Origin of the sequence: Micromonospora sp. NPDC005686, from assembly GCF_042871665.1 — a bacterium.
Taxonomy (GTDB): domain Bacteria; phylum Actinomycetota; class Actinomycetes; order Mycobacteriales; family Micromonosporaceae; genus Micromonospora.
The window spans coordinates 19192-35790 of sequence record NZ_JBIAIY010000011.1 but is presented as its reverse complement, the minus strand read 5'-3'; the positions used below and the strand labels follow the sequence as shown (position 1 = coordinate 35790).

Below are 16599 nucleotides of genomic sequence, written 5' to 3'. Positions count from 1 at the left end.
ACGGTAGGTGACCGCCGTGGGCCAGTGGCGCCGGTTGGCTCAGCCCGGCGGACGGACCACCTCGCGGGCGTCGTCGGGCAGCCGCCGGGTGGCCCCGCGCCGGTCCAGCAGTTCCAGCAGCGGCACCGCCACCCGGCGGGTGGTGCCGAGCGCCTGCCGGGCGGCGCTGAGCGTGAACGGCTGCGGCAGCCCGGCGAGCACGCGCACCGCGTCGTCCGGGGCACCGGGTAGCAGCACCACGTTCTCGGCCAGCTGCAGCAGCGCGCCGGCCCGCACCGCGGCGCCGATCTCGCGGGGACCGAACCCGAGGTCGGCCAGGTGGTGCGCCTCGGGGGCCTGGAACGGGCGGTCGCCGTACTCGGCCCGGACCCGCTCCACCGCCCGGGCCACCGGGTCGGGCAGGGTCTGCTGCGGGGTGGCGGTGACCAGGCCGTCGCGCAGCCGCAGCGGCGGGCGCAGCAGCGCCGTGACCAGGGCGCGGTCGGGCAGGTCGAGACGGTGGCGCAGCACGTCGACGGGTACGCCCGCGGCGAGCGGATGCTCGGCGGCGTACCGGGTCACCTCCTCGGTGAGGCGGCGGCCCAGGTCCCGCCAGTGCTCCGGGTCGGCCAGCCACTGCCCGGCCACCGGCGTCGCGGTCGGCGGCACGCCCATCCGGCTCAGGTCCCCGGCCCGGATCAGCCGTCGTCGCCGCAGTTCCCCGGCCAGGTCCGGCCGCCCGTCGAGGCCGCTCAGCACCGCCGCGCGGGCGGCGGCCGCGCCCCGGCGGCGCAGCGGCGGCGGGTCCACGTCCAGCACCGTCACGCCGCCCGCGACGTGGTGGCGGCCGGGGTCGCGCAGCAGCGCCCGGTCTCCGATCAGCAACGGCAGCGGGCGGGCCAGGCGCAGCCGTACCGTGTCCGGGCCCAGCGGCCGGACCCGGGCGGGCACCGCCGCCGAGCCGGCGTGCAGGGTGAGGGTGGCCGGCAGGTCGGCGGCCGGGTCGCCGGACAGGCGCACGTCGAGCAGGTCGGTACGGCCGAACCGGCCGGGGGTGAGCAGCGCGTCGCCGCGCCCGACCCGGTCCCGGTGCAGGCCGCGCAGGTTCACCGCGACCCGGGCCACCGCCTCGACGGCGGTGTGCGCGACGCCGAGCGAGTGCAGTCCGCGTACCCGTACCGTCTCGCCGGTGGCGGCCAGTTCCAGCTCGTCGCCGACGCGCAGCCGGCCGCCGCCGAGCGTGCCGGTGACCACCGTGCCGCTGCCGCGCACGGTGAACGCGCGGTCCACCCAGAGCCGCACCGGCGCGTCCCGGGCCGGGTCGGGCAGCCGGGCGGTCAGGCGGTCCAGGGCGGCGCGCAGCTCGGGCAGCCCGGCGCCGGTGACCGCGGAGACCGGCACCGCCTCCACAGCGCCCAGCGACGTCGCGGCGATCTCCGTGCGGGCCCGCGCCGTGGCCGGTCCGGGATCGGCCAGGTCCGCGCGGGTGACCGCGAGCAGCCCGTACGACACGCCCAGCGCGTGCAGGGCGGCCAGGTGCTCGGCGGACTGCGGCATCCAGCCCTCGTCGGCGGCCACGACGATCAGCGCGGCGGGGACCGGGCCGACACCGGCGAGCATGTTCGGTACGAACCGCTCGTGCCCGGGTACGTCGACGAAGGCGAGGGTGCCGCCCGAGGGCAGCGTGGTCCAGGCGAAGCCGAGGTCGATCGTCATGCCCCGGCGGCGTTCCTCCGCCCACCGGTCCGGTTCCATCCCGGTCAGCGCCCGCACCAGCGTGGACTTGCCGTGGTCGACGTGCCCGGCGGTCGCCACCACCCACATGCCGGTCAGTCCTCCACGCTCAGCACGGCCGCGCGGACCCGGTGGTCGGCGCCCTCCGGGACGGCGCGCAGGTCCAGCAGGAGCCGGCCGTGCAGCACCCGGCCGAGGATCGCCGGGTCGCCGGTGCGCAGCGGCTCGGCGTACCGCTCGGGAAGGCTCAGCGCCCACGAGTCCAGCTCCACACCGGGCGCCCCGCCGCCGCCGACGACGGCGGCGCTGGGCACCACCTCGGCCTTGCAGCCGTCCTCGCCGAGCCGGTCACGCAGCCGTTCCAGCCGCTCCCGCAGCCGGGCCGGGTCGGCGTGCAACGCGTCCCGGGTGGGCGTGCTCGGCGCGTACAGGGTGGCGGCGAGCGCGGCGAGGGTGAGCTTGTCCACCCGCAGCGCCCGCGCCAGCGGGTGCCGGCGCAGCCGCTGCACCAGGTCGGCGTCGCCGAGCAGAAGACCGGCCTGCGGACCGCCGAGCAGCTTGTCGCCGCTGGCGGTGACCAGGTGCGCGCCCGTGCGCAGGGTGGTGGCCGCGTCCGGCTCGTCGGGCAGCAGCGGGTCCGGCGCGAGCAGCCCCGACCCGATGTCGACCACCACCGGCACGCCGAGCGTGGCCAGCTCGGTCACCGGCACCGCCGAGGTGAAGCCGGTGACCACGAAGTTCGACGGGTGCACCTTGAGCACGAACCCGGTGTGCTCGCCGATGGCGGCCTCGTAGTCGGCGCGGGTGGTGCGGTTGGTGGTGCCCACCTCGCGCAGTCGCGCGCCGGTGCTCTCCAGCAGGTCGGGCAGGCGGAACCCGTCGCCGATCTCGACCAGCTCGCCACGGCTGACCACGATCTCCCGGCCGGCGGCGAGCGCGGTAGCGGCAAGCACCAGCGCCGCCGCGCCGTTGTTCACCACGTGCGCCGCTCCCGCGTCGGGCACCGCCGCGGCGAGCGCGTCGAGCGCCTCCCGGCCGCGCCGGGCCCGGCGCCCGGTCCGCAGGTCCAGTTCCACGTCGGTGTGCCCGGCGGCGGCGACGAGCGCGTCCACGGCGGCCGGGGCGAGCGGGGCACGGCCCAGGTTGGTGTGCAGCACGACGCCGGTGGCGTTGAGGACCGCGCGTGGCGTACGGCCGGGCAGGTCGGCCAGCGCCGCCTCGCGTACCCCCTCGGGGGTCAGCTCACCGCGGCGGGCGCGGTCCTGCGCGCGGACGATCGCGGCCTTGACCCGGTCGCGGCCGAGCGTGCCGGCGGCGGCGGCCAGCGCGGGATCGGCGAGCAGCGCGTCGGTGCGCGGCACCCGCCGTCGCGGGTCGACCTCACGCATCGCTGCTCTCCCGGGAACGGTTTGGCGGAGACGGACGGGAATCGAACCCGCCTGGCCCGGGTCCCGGACCACACCGGTTTTGAAGACCGGGAGGGGCACCAGCCGCCTGAACGCCTCCACGCAGCAGTCAATCACAGCGCGGCGCGGGCCGCCCGAGAAGGTCTCAACCCTTGTCGGCGGCCCGCCGGTCGGCGCGTTCGCGCTGCGGCACCACCGTGTACCGCGGATCGCGCGCCGAGGCGACCCCGCCGTGGAAGATGCCGAACCGGGTGCACGCCGACGCGGCGATCAGCGCGCCGCCGGACAGCGCGGACAGCACCCGGCTGCGGCGACCGATCAGCGCGCCCGCCACCCCGGCGGCGGTCAGCGTCCGGCCGGCGCGCAGCAGCTTCCCGGGCGTGCCCTGGGTGTAGGGCTCGCTGAGCAGGCCGAGCCGGTTCTCCACCCGGTGCGAGCCCCACAGCTCCATCGCCGCGCCCGCGACCGCGAGGCGCCGCGCCGGACCGGCCTGCGCGCAGGGCGCGGCCACCAGCCCGACGCCCGCGCCGCTGGCCAGGGCGCTGCCCGCGAAGATGGCGGGCAGTTCCGGGTACGCCTCGTGCCACGACGGCACCGCCGTGTCCGCCAGCAGCACCCCGGTGTACGTGGCGAGCGCCGGCGCGGTGACCGCGGCGGCCAGACCGGCGGCGTGCCCGGCCGGGGGCAGCAGCCGGCGGCCGAGCCCCAGCACACCGCGCTCGGGCAGCAGCGGGGCCGCCTCGGCGATCGCGGCCAGACCGGCGGCCGGGCCGAACACGCTGAGGATCCAGGTGCCCACCGACATCGGCGAGGTCACCTTCGCCACCCGCAGCATGTGGTGGAAGCGCGACGGCCGGCCCAGGTCGTTGACCAGGAAGTACGTGCTGGCGCCGACGGCCGCGAGCGAGGTGATCCGGCCGGCGCGGCGCAGCGCGGGGCGGCCGGTGAGCTGCCCGCCCGCGGCCAGCAGCGACGAACCGGCGGCGAGACCGCCGGTGAACAGGTACGCGGCGATGTCCCACCGCCACACCGGCGGCTTGAGGACGGGCCGGCCGTAGTAGGACGTGAACTCGGCCGGTGGGACGTTGAGCTGCTCCCCGCCGCCCTTGCCGCCCTTACGGCGGGGTCGGTGCGGCACCGCGTCGCGGGGCGGGGCCGGGGCCAGGCCGGCGTCGTGCGCGCCCCGGTCGGTGCGACCCACCCCGGGACCGGCGCCGGTCGCCCGGCTGTCGTTCTCCCACCCGGCGGCGTCGGGACGCTCGCCGGTCATGCGTTCGCGGAAGCGGCGGAACAGGTCACCGACCGGGCGGTCCGGGCTCACGACGATCCTCCGACGAACGCGGCGACGGCCGCCGCCGCCATGGTCAGCGCGGCCAGCCCGGCCCGCTTCCACATCTTCGGCAGGTCCCGGGTGGTCACCACCGGATCCGGCGGCAGCCCGTACACCTCGGGCTCATCCAGCAGCAGGAAGAACGCGCCGTCGCCGCCGACACCGTCGGTCGGGTCGTGGCCGTACAGCCGCGCCTCCGGCACGCCGCGCTCGTGCAGCGCGGTGACCCGCCGGGCGGCCCGTTCCCGCAGCTCGTCGAGCGGGCCGTACTGGATCGACTCGGTCGGGCACGCCTGCGCGCAGGCGGGCGTCATGCCCGCGCCGATCCGGTCGTAGCACAGCGTGCACTTCCACGCCCGGCCGTCGCCCTTGCGCTGGTCGATCACGCCGTACGGGCAGGCGGAGATGCAGTAGCCGCAGCCGTTGCAGATGTCCTCCTGCACCACCACCGTGCCGAACTCGGTGCGGAACAGCGAGCCGGTCGGGCACACGTCCAGGCAGGCCGCGTGCGTGCAGTGCTTGCACACGTCCGACATCATCAGCCAGCGGAAGTCGGTGCGGCTCTCCGCGCCGGTGCCCCGCCCGGGCGGCTGGGCGCCCGGCATGCCGAGGAACTCCGGACCGGCGGCCATCCGCGCCGCCGCCTCCGGCTGCCCCGGTGGCAGGCCGGGATTCGTGCCGGTGTCAGGTGCCGTGACCGCGCCGGCCGCCGCTGACGCCGGGCTGGTCGCCGGGCCGGTCGGGTCGCCCGCGAACGGCGGCGTGCGGTGCCCGGCCGGGCGGGGCTGCTCGATGAACGCGACGTGCCGCCAGGAGTTCGCGGTGAGCGCGCCCGTGTTGTCGTACGACATGCCGAGCAGGTCGAAACCCGAGTCGGGGACACCGTTCCACTCCTTGCAGGCCACCTCGCACGCCTTGCAGCCGATACACACGCTGGTGTCGGTGAAGAAGCCCATCCGGGGCGGCGCGTCGACCCAGCCCGCGTCCGGGGCCGGGTCCAGCGGGCCGTACAGGCTGTTGGCGTCAGGCATGCGGTTCCCCGTCCTGGTGCGCGGCGGCCGACTGCTCGTCGGTGCTGCCGGCGGCGTCGTCCCCGCCCGCCGCGTCGGTGGTCACCATGGGCACCTTGCGGTCCGGCGTCATCCCGGCCCGCCGCTGGTAGTCGCCGACCAGGTCGAGCAGCACCGGCCCGGTGGGCCGCCGCCCGGGCCGGATGTCGCAGGTGCCGACCTTGCTCTCCTGGATGAGGACGTTCGGGTCCAGCGTGATGCCGAACAGGTCGTTCGCCGAGTCGCCGGTGACCAGGCCCTCGGTGCCGAAGTGGTACGGCAGCCACACCTGGTGGATGATCCGCCCGTCGATCCGCAGCGGGGTCAGCCGGTCGGTGACCAGCACCCGCGCCTCGATCACCGCGCGGCCGCTGATCAGGTGCGCCCAGCCCAGGTGCGCCAGCCCGACCTCACCGGCGAGCTCCGGGGACACCTCGACGAACATCTCCGGTTGCAGCTCGGCCAGGCGCGGCACGGTACGGCTCATCCCACCGGCGGTGTGGTGCTCGGTGAGGCGGCTGACCGTGAACACGTACGGGAAGACCTGGCTGTGCGGCTCCGGCGGGCTCGGGTTCATCCGGTTGATCGGATGCTCGTAGACCTTGCGGGTCGGGTTGGCCTGCTGACCGTAGAGCGGGTTGCGCATCGGCGACTCGGCTGGCTCGTAGTGCGTCGGCAGCGGGCCGTCCAGGACGCCGCCCGGCGCGTACAGCCACGCCTTGCCGTCGCCCTGCATGACGAACGGGTCGTCACCGGCGAGCGCGGCCGGACCGGAGGCGCCCTCCGGCGGCCGGTACGACGGCGGCTTCGTCTTCTCGAAGTCGGGTACGTCGTACCCGGTCCACTCGCCGGCGTCCGGATCCCACCAGACGTACTTCTTCCGCTCGCTCCACGGCCGGCCGTCCGGGTCGGCGGAGGCGCGGTTGTAGAGCGTGCGGCGGTTCGCCGGCCACGCCCAGCCCCACTCGGCGGCCACCCAGTCCTGCTCGTGGCGGGACCGGCGGCGGGCCGCCTGGTTCACCCCGTCGGCGTAGACGCCGGAGTAGATCCAGCAGCCGATCGCCGTGGAGCCGTCGTCGCGCGCCTCGGCAAAGCCGCCGAGCGGACGGCCGGTGGCGACCTCGTACCCGTTGATCTCCTTGAGCACCACCTCGGCGCTCGGCTCCGCGTGCGGACCGTGCGTCGGGTAGTCCCAGGCCAGGTCCAGCAGCGCCCGGTCGCGGCGCTCGGTCGAGCCGGCCAGCTTCTCCCGCAGCACCCGGCCGAGGTGGTAGAAGAACCACAGCTCGGAGCGGGCGTCGCCCGGCGGGTCGACGGCCTTCTCCCGCCACTGCAGCAGCCGCTGCGTCTGGGTGAACGTGCCCTCCTTCTCCACGTGCGAGGCCGCCGGCAGGAAGAACACCTCGGTCCGGCACTCCTCCGGGACGATCTCGCCGGTGGCGACCTCCGGGCCGTTCTTCCAGAACGTGGCGCTCTCGATCATGAACAGGTCGCGAACGACGAGCCAGTCCAGGTTGGCCATGCCCAGGCGCTGCGCCCGGCCGTGCGCCGAGCCGACCGCCGGGTTCTGGCCGAGCAGGAAGTAGCCCTTCACCCTGCCGTCGATCATGTTCAGCACCTGCTGGTACGTACCGTGATCGCCGGTCATCCGGGGCATGTACCCGTAGCAGAAGTCGTTCTCCGGTGTCGCCGCGTCACCCCAGTACGCCTTGAGCAGGCTCGCCGCGAAGGCCCGCGCGTTGCCCCAGAAGCCCTTCTGGCCCGGGTGCCGGATGCTGTCCACCCACTCGTCGAACGTCGGGTGGTCGGCGTGGTGCGGCATCGGCAGGTAGCCGGGCAGCAGGTTGAACAACGTCGGGATGTCGGTGGAGCCCTGGATGCTGGCATGCCCGCGCAGCGCCAGGATGCCCCCGCCCGGGCGGCCCATGTTGCCCAGCAGCGTCTGGATGATCGAGCCGGTACGGATGTACTGCACGCCGACGCTGTGCTGCGTCCAGCCCACGGAGTAGACGAGCGCGCCGGTGCGCTCCCGGCCCGAGTTCTTTGTCCAGGCGCGGGCCAGCTCGAGGAACTTCTCCTCCGGGATGCCGCACACCCGGGCCACCATCTCCGGTGTGTAGCGGGAGAAGTGCCGCTTCAGGATCTGATAGACGCAACGCGGGTGCTGCAACGTCTCGTCCCGGGGCGCCTGCGCCGGCACCGGCTCGCCGTGCGACTCGTGCTCCAGCCCGGCGGCCGAGTCGCGCTCCTTGCCGGTGCCCCGGACCTTGGCGTGGTCCTCCTGCCCCTCGTACTGCCAGCTCGCGTGGTCGTACGAGCCGGTGTCCGGGTTGTAGCCGGAGAAGAGGCCGTCCAGGTCCTCGGTGTCGACGAACTGCTCGCTGACGATGTTGGCCGCGTTCGTGTACGCCAGCACGTACTCCCGGAAGTCCAGCTCGTTGTCCAGGATGTAGCGCACCACGCCGCCGAGCAGCGCGATGTCGGTGCCCGCCCGGATCGGCAGGTACGTGTCGGCGAGCGCGCTGGTACGCGTGAACCGCGGGTCCACGTGGAAGACCTTCGCGCCGCGCTTCTTCGCCTCCATCACCCACTGGAAGCCCACCGGGTGGGCCTCGGCCATGTTCGAGCCCTGGATGACGATGACGTCAGCGTTGACGAGGTCCTGCTGGAAGTCCGTGGCGCCGCCACGACCGAAGCTGGTCCCCAGACCGGGGACGGTGGCGGAGTGTCAAATACGGGCCTGGTTCTCGATCTGGAGTGCCCCCATCGCTGTGAACAGCTTCTTGATGAGGTAGTTCTCCTCGTTGTCCAGCGTCGCGCCGCCGAGGCTGGAGATGCCCAGCGTCCGGTTCAGCGGGCGGCCCTCGTCGTCGACGTCCTCCCAGGTCTCCGCGCGGGCGGCGAGGATCCGGTCAGCGATCATGTCGAGCGCGACGTCGAGGTCCAGGTCTTCCCACTCGGTCGCGTACGGCCGGCGGTAGCGCACCGTGGTCTGGCGCAGCGGGCTGGTCACCAGGCTCTTGCTGGCCGATCCCTTCGGGCAGAGCCGGCCGCGCGAGATCGGGCTGTCCGGGTCGCCCTCGATCTGGGTGACCTTGCCGTCGGAGTGGAAGACGCGCTGCCCGCAGCCGACCGCGCAGTACGGGCAGACCGAGCGGGCCATGCCGTCGGCGGTCTCGGTGCGGGGGCTCAGCACGGCGGAGCGCGCCGACTGGGCGGCGGCGCCGCGACCGAGCGGGTCGGTGCCGGTGAGTTGCCGGTAGACCGGCCACCCCTGGATGAAGGTCTTCAGACCCACCCGGGCACCCCCTCTGCGTCGAGAACGGCTCAGCTCTGCCTGCAACCCTAGGCCAGCGGTCCGGAGCGTGCGACCCGAGTCCACAGACAGAGCCGCCCCGGCCGGATGGCCGGGGCGGCTCTGGGCGTCGGTGTGCATGTCGCCTCTCGGCGAGTGGCGCGACGCGGCTCCAGCCGAACGGTATTCCGCGAAGGCAATTTAGGTGAGGCCCGGGGACACTGAACACACCGACGCTCTGCACAACGGTACCGGGGTCACGGTTCTTCCGCTCGTTGGTCGTGACCCCGGTCACCGCCGGGTCAGCTGTTCCAGTGCTGGGCGACGAGGTCGGCGGCCTGCTGCTCCCACTGGGCGTAGTGGTCCGGGTAGGCCGACACCTGGACGGTCTGGGCGGCCTTGGTCAGCGGCATGTCCCGCCAGCCGTCGACCTGCTTCAGGCCCTTCAGGAAGGCCGTGGTCGAGTACTCGGGGTCGGTGATCTGCTCCACCGTGCCCCAACCACTGGACGGGCGCTGCTGGAACAGGCCCTGCGAGTCGTGGTCGTTGCGGTCGCCGAGGTGGCCCAGGTTCTCCAGCTTCGACTCCTGCAACGCCGTGGCGATGGAGACGACCGCGGCACGCTCGTCCATGCCGGCCTTCTTCGTCGCCGCGATGATCGCCTTCACATTCGCGGTCTGCTCGTCGTTCAGGTCGATGTGGGACTGGGCGCCCTGGACGCCGCGCGGGATGAGCGCGGCGCTGTCCAGCTTCGCGGCGGCCTGGGTGGTGGTCACGGCCGTGTCGCGGGCAGTGGTGGGGGTGGTGGTGCCGGTGTCGTGGTTGAGGGGACCGGCGGCGAGGCCACCGGCGACGGTCAGACCGGCGATACCGAGGATGCTCTTGCGCAGGATCGTGTTCATGGTGGGCTCCGTTCGGGGGTCGACGCCCGCGCCGAGGGGGTTCGGTGCGGGTGCGAGCACCGTCAGGCGCTCAAGAGCGGTTCTTGGGGGATCTCCGGCGTCCTGCTCACGCGGCCCGCGAACGCCGGGGGTGGCGTACGGGGCTCACTGGCGGCGCCGGAGACATGCACAACGACCGCCGGCTGGGAGTCATTCCCGGGTGCTGCCGCCCGCCTGCCGGGGGCGTCGGGGGGTGCTGCTGCGGTCGTTCACCAGGTATAACGCCCCGGCCCCGCCCCGGATTCCGCCACCCGGGTGTCCCCCACCACCCCGAAACCCGACACCCGGCGCACACGGACACGCCCCGGGCGCCCCTGCCGCGTCGATCATGAGGTTGACGGCGACAAACGGACACGACGTGCCGTCAAGTTCATGATCGACGCGACAAAGGGTGGCGAGGGCAGGAAGGGGGAGGCGAGGAAGGGACGCGGGGAAGGGGCCGGGTTGGGGTTACCCTGATGCCATGTCGGTCAGCGCGCACGCGTACCTCGCCCGCCCCGGGCGACCCGCCGTGGTGGCGCGCACCCTGGACGAGCTGACCGGTCCCACCACCGGCATCGTCGAGCTGCCGGTACACTTGATGTGGAGCAGCGAACGCGCGTTCGACCTGGGCGACCCGGACGAGCTGCTCTGGATGTACGAGAACGTGCTGCGCGAGACGACCCGGGTGGAGGACCTGCGCGAGCTGATCCACGCGGGGACGTTGCGCCGGCTGTGGCCGCTGTTGAACCTTCCCCGGGGCGTACGCCTGGCCTGGGAGGGCCGGCACCGGAGCCTGCGCCCGGCGTGACCCACCCGCACGAGTTCTACCGGCAGGTGGCCCGGGTGGCCCTGGCCGCCGCGGGCCCGCACCGCTTCGTGCTCGGCGGCGGCGTGGCGTGGGCGGCGCACGGCCTGGTCACCCGCCCCACCGAGGACGTCGACCTGTTCGCGGACGTGGAGGGCGCCGCCGCGGCGGCGGCCGACGGGGTACGCGCGGCGCTGGAACGGGCCGGCTACCGGGTGGCCGAGGTGGACCCGGGCGGGCTGGGCGAGGTATTCGACGGCTTCGACCGGGACCTACGCGACTTCGTGGTGAGCCGGGACGGCCGGCAGATCCGGCTCAGCCTGGCCCGCCTGGACCGGCACCGCAGCCCCGTCGTGATGGACCTCGGTCCGGTCATGGACGTGCGGGACCTGATCGCCAACAAGACGGCCGCGCTGGTGAACCGGCGGGAGGTACGCGACTACATCGACGTGTCCGCCGCGCTGGACCGGTACACGGTCGCGGAGCTGCTGGAGCTGGCCCGGCAGGTCGACCCGGCGCTCGACGACGAGGACGTGCGCGCCGCGGGGCGCTACCTCGACGCGCTGTCCGACCGGCGGTTCACCCGCTACGGCCTGGACGTGCCGCGGATCGCCGAGGTACGCCGCCGGATGGCCGCCTGGCCCCGCTGAGCAGCGGAACCAGGCGGCCGAGGGCGGGACCAGAAGGCCGGACGAGGCGGCTCACTTCGTCGGGCGGCCACCCGTGACGCCGAGGATCTCGCCGGTGACGTAGCTGGACTCCTGCGAGGCGAAGTAGACGTACGCGGGCGCCAGCTCGGCCGGCTGACCCGGACGGCCCAGCGGCGTGTCGGTGCCGAACTCCTTCACCTTCTCCTCCGGCATGGTGGCCGGGATCAGCGGCGTCCAGATCGGGCCGGGCGCCACCGCGTTGACCCGGATGCCCCGGTCGGCCAGGTTCTGCGCGAGCGCCTTGGTGAAATTGGCGATGGCGGCCTTGGTGGTGGCGTAGTCGAGCAGTTGCGGCGACGGGTCGAACGCCTGGATCGACGACGTGTTGATGATCGTCGAGCCCTCCTTCATGTGCGGCACCGCGAACTTGCAGAGCCAGAACATGGCGTACACGTTCGTCTTGAAGACCCGGTCGAACTGCTCGGTGGTGATGTCGAGCAGGCCGTTGTCCTGCGACATCTGGTACGCCGCGTTGTTCACCAGGATGTCGACACCGCCGAGGTCGCGTACCGCCTGGTCGACCAGGGCGCGGCAGTTGGCCTCCTCGCGCAGGTCGCACCGGACCGCGACGCCGGTGCGTCCGGCCTGCTCGATCTGGGCGACCGTCTCCCGCGCGTCCTTCTCCTCCTCGTCGGCGAGGTAGGTGACGAGCACGTCGGCGCCTTCGCGGGCGAACGCGATCGCGACGGCCCGGCCGATGCCGGAGTCACCGCCGGTGATGATCGCCCGCTTGCCGGTGAGCCGGTCACTGCCCCGGTACGACTCCTCGCCGTGGTCCGGCTTCGGCCCCATCTCCTGCTCGTTGCCCGGCGGCGTCTGTTGTTGCGACGGCTGGCCCTCGCGCTGTCCGTACTGCTCGGCCGGGTGCTGCTGGGTGTACTGGTCCTCGCTCATGAAGGCGCCCCTACCCCGGTGACCGGCGGGAAAACAGCAGCCAGTGACGGAAAGGGAAACAGAGGTGTCCGGTGTGGCGCAGGCGACATCTGGTGGTTATGGTGCGCAACGGCGCCTACGAGGCGTACCCCATTCGGAAAGGCACCTCATGACCTCCTCCTCCGGCGCCTCGCGGCGCCAGGTGCTGGCCGTCGCGGCCGCCGCCGCGACCGCTCCCCTGCTGGCCGGGGCGCCCGCCGAGGCGAAGCCGAAGCAGCCGAAGACCTGGGACCTGACGATCCTCGGCACGTCGGACACCCACGGCAACGTCTACAACTGGGACTACTACAAGGACGCGGAGTTCGACGACAGCAAGCACAACGACGTCGGCGTCGCGAAGCTCGCCACCCTTGTCAACCAGATCCGCGCCGAGCGCAAGGGCAGGGCCACGCTGGTGCTGGACGCCGGCGACACCATCCAGGGCACGCCGCTGGCCACCTACTACGCCAAGCAGGAGCCGATCACCAGCACCGGTCAGACGCACCCGATGGCCAGCGCGATGAACATCCTCAAGTACGACGCGGTGACGCTCGGCAACCACGAGTTCAACTACGGCCTGCCGCTGCTGGCCACCTGGATCGAGCAGCTCGGCTTCCCGGCGCTGGCCGCGAACGCGCTCAACGCCAGGACCGGCAAGCCGGCGTTCCTCCCGTACGTGATCAAGGAGGTCAAGCTCGGCGGGCACGGCGCGCCGAAGCTGCGCGTGGGCATCCTCGGCCTGACCAACCCCGGCGTGGCCATCTGGGACAAGGGCAACGTCGAGGGCCGCCTGGTCTTCGCCGACATGGTCGCCACCGCCGCGAAGTGGGTGCCGGAGATGCGCCGCCGCGGCGCCGACCTGGTGGTCATCTCCGCCCACGGCGGCGACAGCGGCACCTCCAGCTACGGCCCGGAACTGCCGAACGAGAACCCGACCGCGCTGATCGCCGAGCAGGTCCCCGGCATCGACGCGATCCTGTTCGGCCACGCGCACAACGAGGTGCCGGAGAAGTTCGTCACCAACCTCACCACCGGCGAGCGGGTCCTCACCTCGGAGCCGTCGAAGTGGGGCCAGCGGCTGACCCGGATGGACTTCACGCTGGCCCGGGAGAAGGGCCGCTGGACGGTGACCGCCAAGTCGGCCACCACACTCAACACCAACACCGTGGTCGAGGACCCGGCGGTGCTCGCGGCCGTACGCGGCCAGCACGCCAAGACCGTCGAGTACGTCAACCGGGTCGTCGCCCGGTCCAGCGTGGAGCTGTCCGCCGCCGAGTCGCGGTACAAGGACACGCCGATCCTGGACTTCATCAACCACGTCCAGACCGAGGTGGTCACCGAGGCCCTCGCCGGCGGCGAGTACGCGGGCCTGCCGGTGCTGTCCATCGCCGCCCCGTTCAGCCGCACCGCGGTGTTCCCGCAGGGCGACGTGCGCATCCGCGACGTGGCGGGCCTCTACGTGTACGACAACACGCTGGAGGCGGTAGTGCTGACCGGCGCCGAGGTGAAGGCGTACCTGGAGTACTCGGCGAAGTTCTTCGTCACGCTTCCGGCGGGCGCGCCGGTGAACCCGGAGACGATCAGCGACCCGGCGGTGCCGGACTACAACTACGACGTGTTCTCCGGCGTCGACTACGACATCGACATCGCCCGGCCGGTCGGACAGCGGATCACCCGCCTGGTGCTGGCCGGCACCGACACCCCGGTCGCGGCGGACGCCCGGTTCGTGGTGGCGGTGAACAACTACCGGCGCAGCGGCGGCGGCAACTTCCCCGGCATCGTGAAGACCCAGGTCTACAACGCCCAGCAGGAGATCCGCCAGCTGCTCATCGACTGGGCGCAGGCCAGGGGCGTCATCGACCCGGCCGACTTCTTCGTGCCCAACTGGAAGCTGGTCCGCGACGGCGTGCCGGTCTTCTGACAGTGGGCGGCGGGGTCCGGGCGGGTGTCCGGACCCCGTCAGCCGCCCGCGCGCAGGTGCCACTCCGACTCCCCGCCGACCGGGTCCGGCCGGCCCGGCGGGAACTCGGTCTCGGCGGACTCGATCCGCTCCTCCGGCCGCACCCGGACCGGCAGTTCGCCGAAGCGGACGTGCCGCAGGAACGCGTACTCCTCGTCGGTGAACGACTCGGCCTGCTCGCTCATGACCGCATTGTGCGCCCGCCCGTCAGGCTTCCGCATCAACCGCTACGGCACGGGTATGCCGCCGCGACGATTCGGCGACGAGGTGGAGGAGCCATGCGCGCAGTACGGATGACCGCCCCCGGTGTGCTGGAGCACACGGAGGTGCCCACGCCGAAGGCCGGCCCCGGAGAGGTGCTGTTGCGCGTCGGCGCGGTCGGCGCCTGCCACTCCGACCTGCACATCCTCGACGCGCCGGCCGGCGTGTTCCCGGTCCCGATCACGCTCGGCCACGAGGTCGCCGGCACCGTCGACACGGTCGGCGCCGGGGTCGACGGCTGGTCGCCCGGCGACCGGACCGCGGTCTACGGCATCATCGGCTGCGGCCGATGCCGGGCCTGCCTGCGCGGCGAGGAGAACCGCTGCCGGGTCACCCCGGTCGGCGGCATCGGGCTCAGCCGCGACGGCGGACTGGCCGAGTACGTGGTGGTGCCCGCGTCCCGGCTGCTGCCGGTCGGTGACATGGACCTGACCCAGGCGGCGCCGCTGACCGACGCAGGGCTGACCCCGTACCACGCGGTGGACCTGGCCCGGCCCCGGTTGCGGCCCGGCACGTCCTGCGTGGTGATCGGCATCGGCGGTCTGGGGCACATGGGGGTGCAGATCCTGCTGGCCACCACAGCGGTGCGGGTCGTCGCGGTGGACACCAGCACCGCCGCGCTGGACCTGGCCACCCGGCTCGGCGCCCACCACACCGTGCAGGCCGGCCCGGACGCGGTGGAGAAGATCCGTGAACTGGTCGGGCCGGCGCCGGACGGCGCGGACGTGGTGCTCGACTTCGTCGGCGCGCAGCCCACCCTGGACACCGCCCGGCAGGTGGTCGCCACCGGCGGGCAGATCCTGCTGGTCGGCCTGGCGGGCGGCACGCTGCCGGTGCGGCCGGTCGCCGACGAGCCGCCGCCCGTGCCGTTCGAGGCCGGCGTGGTGGTGCCGTTCTGGGGCACCCGGGCCGAACTGCAGGAGGTGATCGCGCTGGCCCACGACGGCCGGCTGCACGCCGACGTGCAGACGTTCCCCCTCGCCGAGGCGCCGCAGGCGTACGAGGCGCTGCGCCGGGGCGAGGTGCGAGGGCGGGCGGTCATCGTCCCCTGACCGGGGGCAGGCGGTCGAGCAGCGCCAGCCCGGCCCGCACCGGCCGCCGGTCGAGCACCTCGGCGAAGCTCGCCCGGCCCTGGCAGAACCGGACGAACATCCGCCAGCCGGGCGGGCTCGCCAGCATCGCGTGGAACACCTCGGGCCGCCGCTCGAACACCTCCAGCAGCCGGTGCCCGGCGCGCATCTCCGGCGTCAGCCGCCGGTCGACCTCGCGGGCGTACGCGTCGAGGTCACCGGTGGCCACCGCCTCCCCGGCCAGCCGGCCCGAGCGCAGCGCGTAGCTGATCCCCTCGCGGCTCCACGGCTCCAGCAAGCCGGCGGCGTCCCCGGCGACGAGCACCCGGCCGTGGCGCAGCGGGGAGTCTCCGGCGCGGCAGCGCGTCAGGTGGCCGGAGTCGTGCTCCGGCGTCACCCCGGACAGGCCGAGCCGGTCGGTGAAATCACGCAGGTAGGCGCGGGTGCGCTCGCCGTCGCCCCGGGCGGCGATGACACCGACGGTCAGACGATCACCCTTGGGGAAGACCCAGGCGTAGGAGCCGGGCATCGGCCCCCAGTCCAGCAGCACCCGGCCGCGCCAGCGGTCCCGCTCGGCGGCCTCCACCGGCAGTTCCAGCTCCAGGCCCAGGTCGACCTGGCGGAAGCGCACCCCGACGTGCCGCGCCGTCACGCCGGAGGAGCCGTCCGCGCCGATGACGGTACGGGCGCGCACCAGCTCACCGTCGGCCAAGCGCAGGCGTACCTCGTCGGGGTCCTGCTCGATCGCGCGGACCGCGACGCCCTCGCGGACCTGCGCCCCGGCGGCGACGGCGGCGGCGCGCAGGCGGTCGTCGAACTCCTCCCGGCGGATCATGGTGACCAGCGGCGCCGGATGCCGGCGGGTGAACGCGCGCCGCCCGTCCCGGGTGAACGTGAGCCGGTCCACCCGGTCGTGGGCGGGCACCTCGACGCGGCCCGCGACCTCGGCCAGCGACGTGCCGATCAGGCCACCACCGCAGGTCTTGTAGCGCGGGTGGGTGGCCCGTTCGACAACGAGTGTGCGCACGCCGGCCCGGGCCGCGGCGTACGCGGCGGACAGTCCGGCGGGTCCGCCGCCGACCACGACGAGATCCATGATCACTGGTGCAGCCTAGGGCACCGCAGTGCCGCACCGCCCGGTACGACAGCCGTTCGGGTGAGCATC

13 protein-coding genes and 1 tRNA gene are annotated in these 16599 nt (G+C 73.7%); 4 read left to right on the top strand and 10 right to left on the bottom strand.

The window, feature by feature from the left end; translation table 11 throughout:
• Positions 1-39 precede the first annotated feature (39 nt).
• The 7 genes from selB to ACFYON_RS23705 form a co-directional block, all read right to left on the bottom strand.
• On the bottom strand, positions 40-1803 hold the full coding sequence (gene selB, locus ACFYON_RS23735; RefSeq protein ID WP_354869286.1) for a selenocysteine-specific translation elongation factor: 1764 nt from the start codon (positions 1801-1803) through the stop codon (positions 40-42).
• 5 nt (positions 1804-1808) lie between these two features.
• On the bottom strand, positions 1809-3101 hold the full coding sequence (gene selA, locus ACFYON_RS23730) for an L-seryl-tRNA(Sec) selenium transferase (protein ID WP_354869284.1): 1293 nt from the start codon (positions 3099-3101) through the stop codon (positions 1809-1811).
• A 22-nt stretch (positions 3102-3123) separates the two neighbouring features.
• Positions 3124-3219: transfer RNA gene (locus ACFYON_RS23725), tRNA-Sec, on the bottom strand.
• Between the two features lie 45 nt (positions 3220-3264).
• Positions 3265-4440, bottom strand: coding sequence for an NrfD/PsrC family molybdoenzyme membrane anchor subunit (gene nrfD, locus ACFYON_RS23720; RefSeq protein WP_354869281.1), 1176 nt, complete (start codon positions 4438-4440; stop codon positions 3265-3267).
• Positions 4437-5480, bottom strand: coding sequence for a 4Fe-4S dicluster domain-containing protein (locus tag ACFYON_RS23715; protein ID WP_354869279.1), 1044 nt, complete (start codon positions 5478-5480; stop codon positions 4437-4439). The genes nrfD and ACFYON_RS23715 overlap by 4 nt, the downstream gene beginning before the upstream one ends.
• On the bottom strand, positions 5473-8796 hold the full coding sequence (fdh, locus tag ACFYON_RS23710; protein ID WP_354869277.1) for a formate dehydrogenase: 3324 nt from the start codon (positions 8794-8796) through the stop codon (positions 5473-5475). Before fdh ends, ACFYON_RS23715 begins: the two co-directional genes overlap by 8 nt.
• 299 nt (positions 8797-9095) lie before the next feature.
• Positions 9096-9695, bottom strand: a complete 600-nt coding sequence (locus ACFYON_RS23705) for a hypothetical protein (protein WP_354869275.1) — start codon at positions 9693-9695, stop codon at positions 9096-9098.
• A 502-nt stretch (positions 9696-10197) separates the two neighbouring features.
• On the opposite strand from ACFYON_RS23705, the gene ACFYON_RS23700 reads away from it, so the two are divergent.
• Both ACFYON_RS23700 and ACFYON_RS23695 read left to right on the top strand, forming a co-directional pair.
• Positions 10198-10524 (top strand): hypothetical protein, encoded by a 327-nt coding sequence (locus ACFYON_RS23700; RefSeq protein ID WP_354869272.1) that lies wholly within the window; start codon positions 10198-10200, stop codon positions 10522-10524.
• Entirely contained in the window at positions 10521-11171 is a 651-nt protein-coding gene (locus ACFYON_RS23695; RefSeq protein WP_354869270.1) for a nucleotidyl transferase AbiEii/AbiGii toxin family protein, read from the top strand. Before ACFYON_RS23700 ends, ACFYON_RS23695 begins: the two co-directional genes overlap by 4 nt.
• A 51-nt stretch (positions 11172-11222) precedes the next feature.
• On the opposite strand, the gene ACFYON_RS23690 is transcribed toward ACFYON_RS23695, so the two are convergent.
• On the bottom strand, positions 11223-12125 hold the full coding sequence (locus tag ACFYON_RS23690) for an SDR family oxidoreductase (RefSeq protein WP_354869268.1): 903 nt from the start codon (positions 12123-12125) through the stop codon (positions 11223-11225).
• Between the two features lie 148 nt (positions 12126-12273).
• Between ACFYON_RS23690 and ACFYON_RS23685 the strand changes: the two genes are divergently transcribed.
• Positions 12274-14064 carry a 5'-nucleotidase C-terminal domain-containing protein gene (locus ACFYON_RS23685; protein WP_354869265.1) on the top strand — a complete coding sequence of 597 codons (1791 nt, stop codon included), beginning with the start codon at positions 12274-12276 and terminating at the stop codon, positions 14062-14064.
• Between the two features lie 38 nt (positions 14065-14102).
• Here ACFYON_RS23685 and ACFYON_RS23680 read toward each other — a convergent pair whose 3' ends face one another.
• Entirely contained in the window at positions 14103-14288 is a 186-nt protein-coding gene (locus tag ACFYON_RS23680; protein WP_354869263.1) for a hypothetical protein, read from the bottom strand.
• A 93-nt stretch (positions 14289-14381) separates the two neighbouring features.
• Between ACFYON_RS23680 and ACFYON_RS23675 the strand changes: the two genes are divergently transcribed.
• On the top strand, positions 14382-15416 hold the full coding sequence (locus ACFYON_RS23675; RefSeq protein WP_387190124.1) for an NAD(P)-dependent alcohol dehydrogenase: 1035 nt from the start codon (positions 14382-14384) through the stop codon (positions 15414-15416).
• Here the strand turns inward: ACFYON_RS23675 and ACFYON_RS23670 are convergent.
• A complete protein-coding gene (locus ACFYON_RS23670; protein ID WP_354869793.1) occupies positions 15403-16530 on the bottom strand; it encodes a geranylgeranyl reductase family protein in 1128 nt (375 codons plus the stop codon). The two genes, ACFYON_RS23675 and ACFYON_RS23670, sit on opposite strands and share 14 nt — an antisense overlap.
• Positions 16531-16599: the final 69 nt, after the last annotated feature.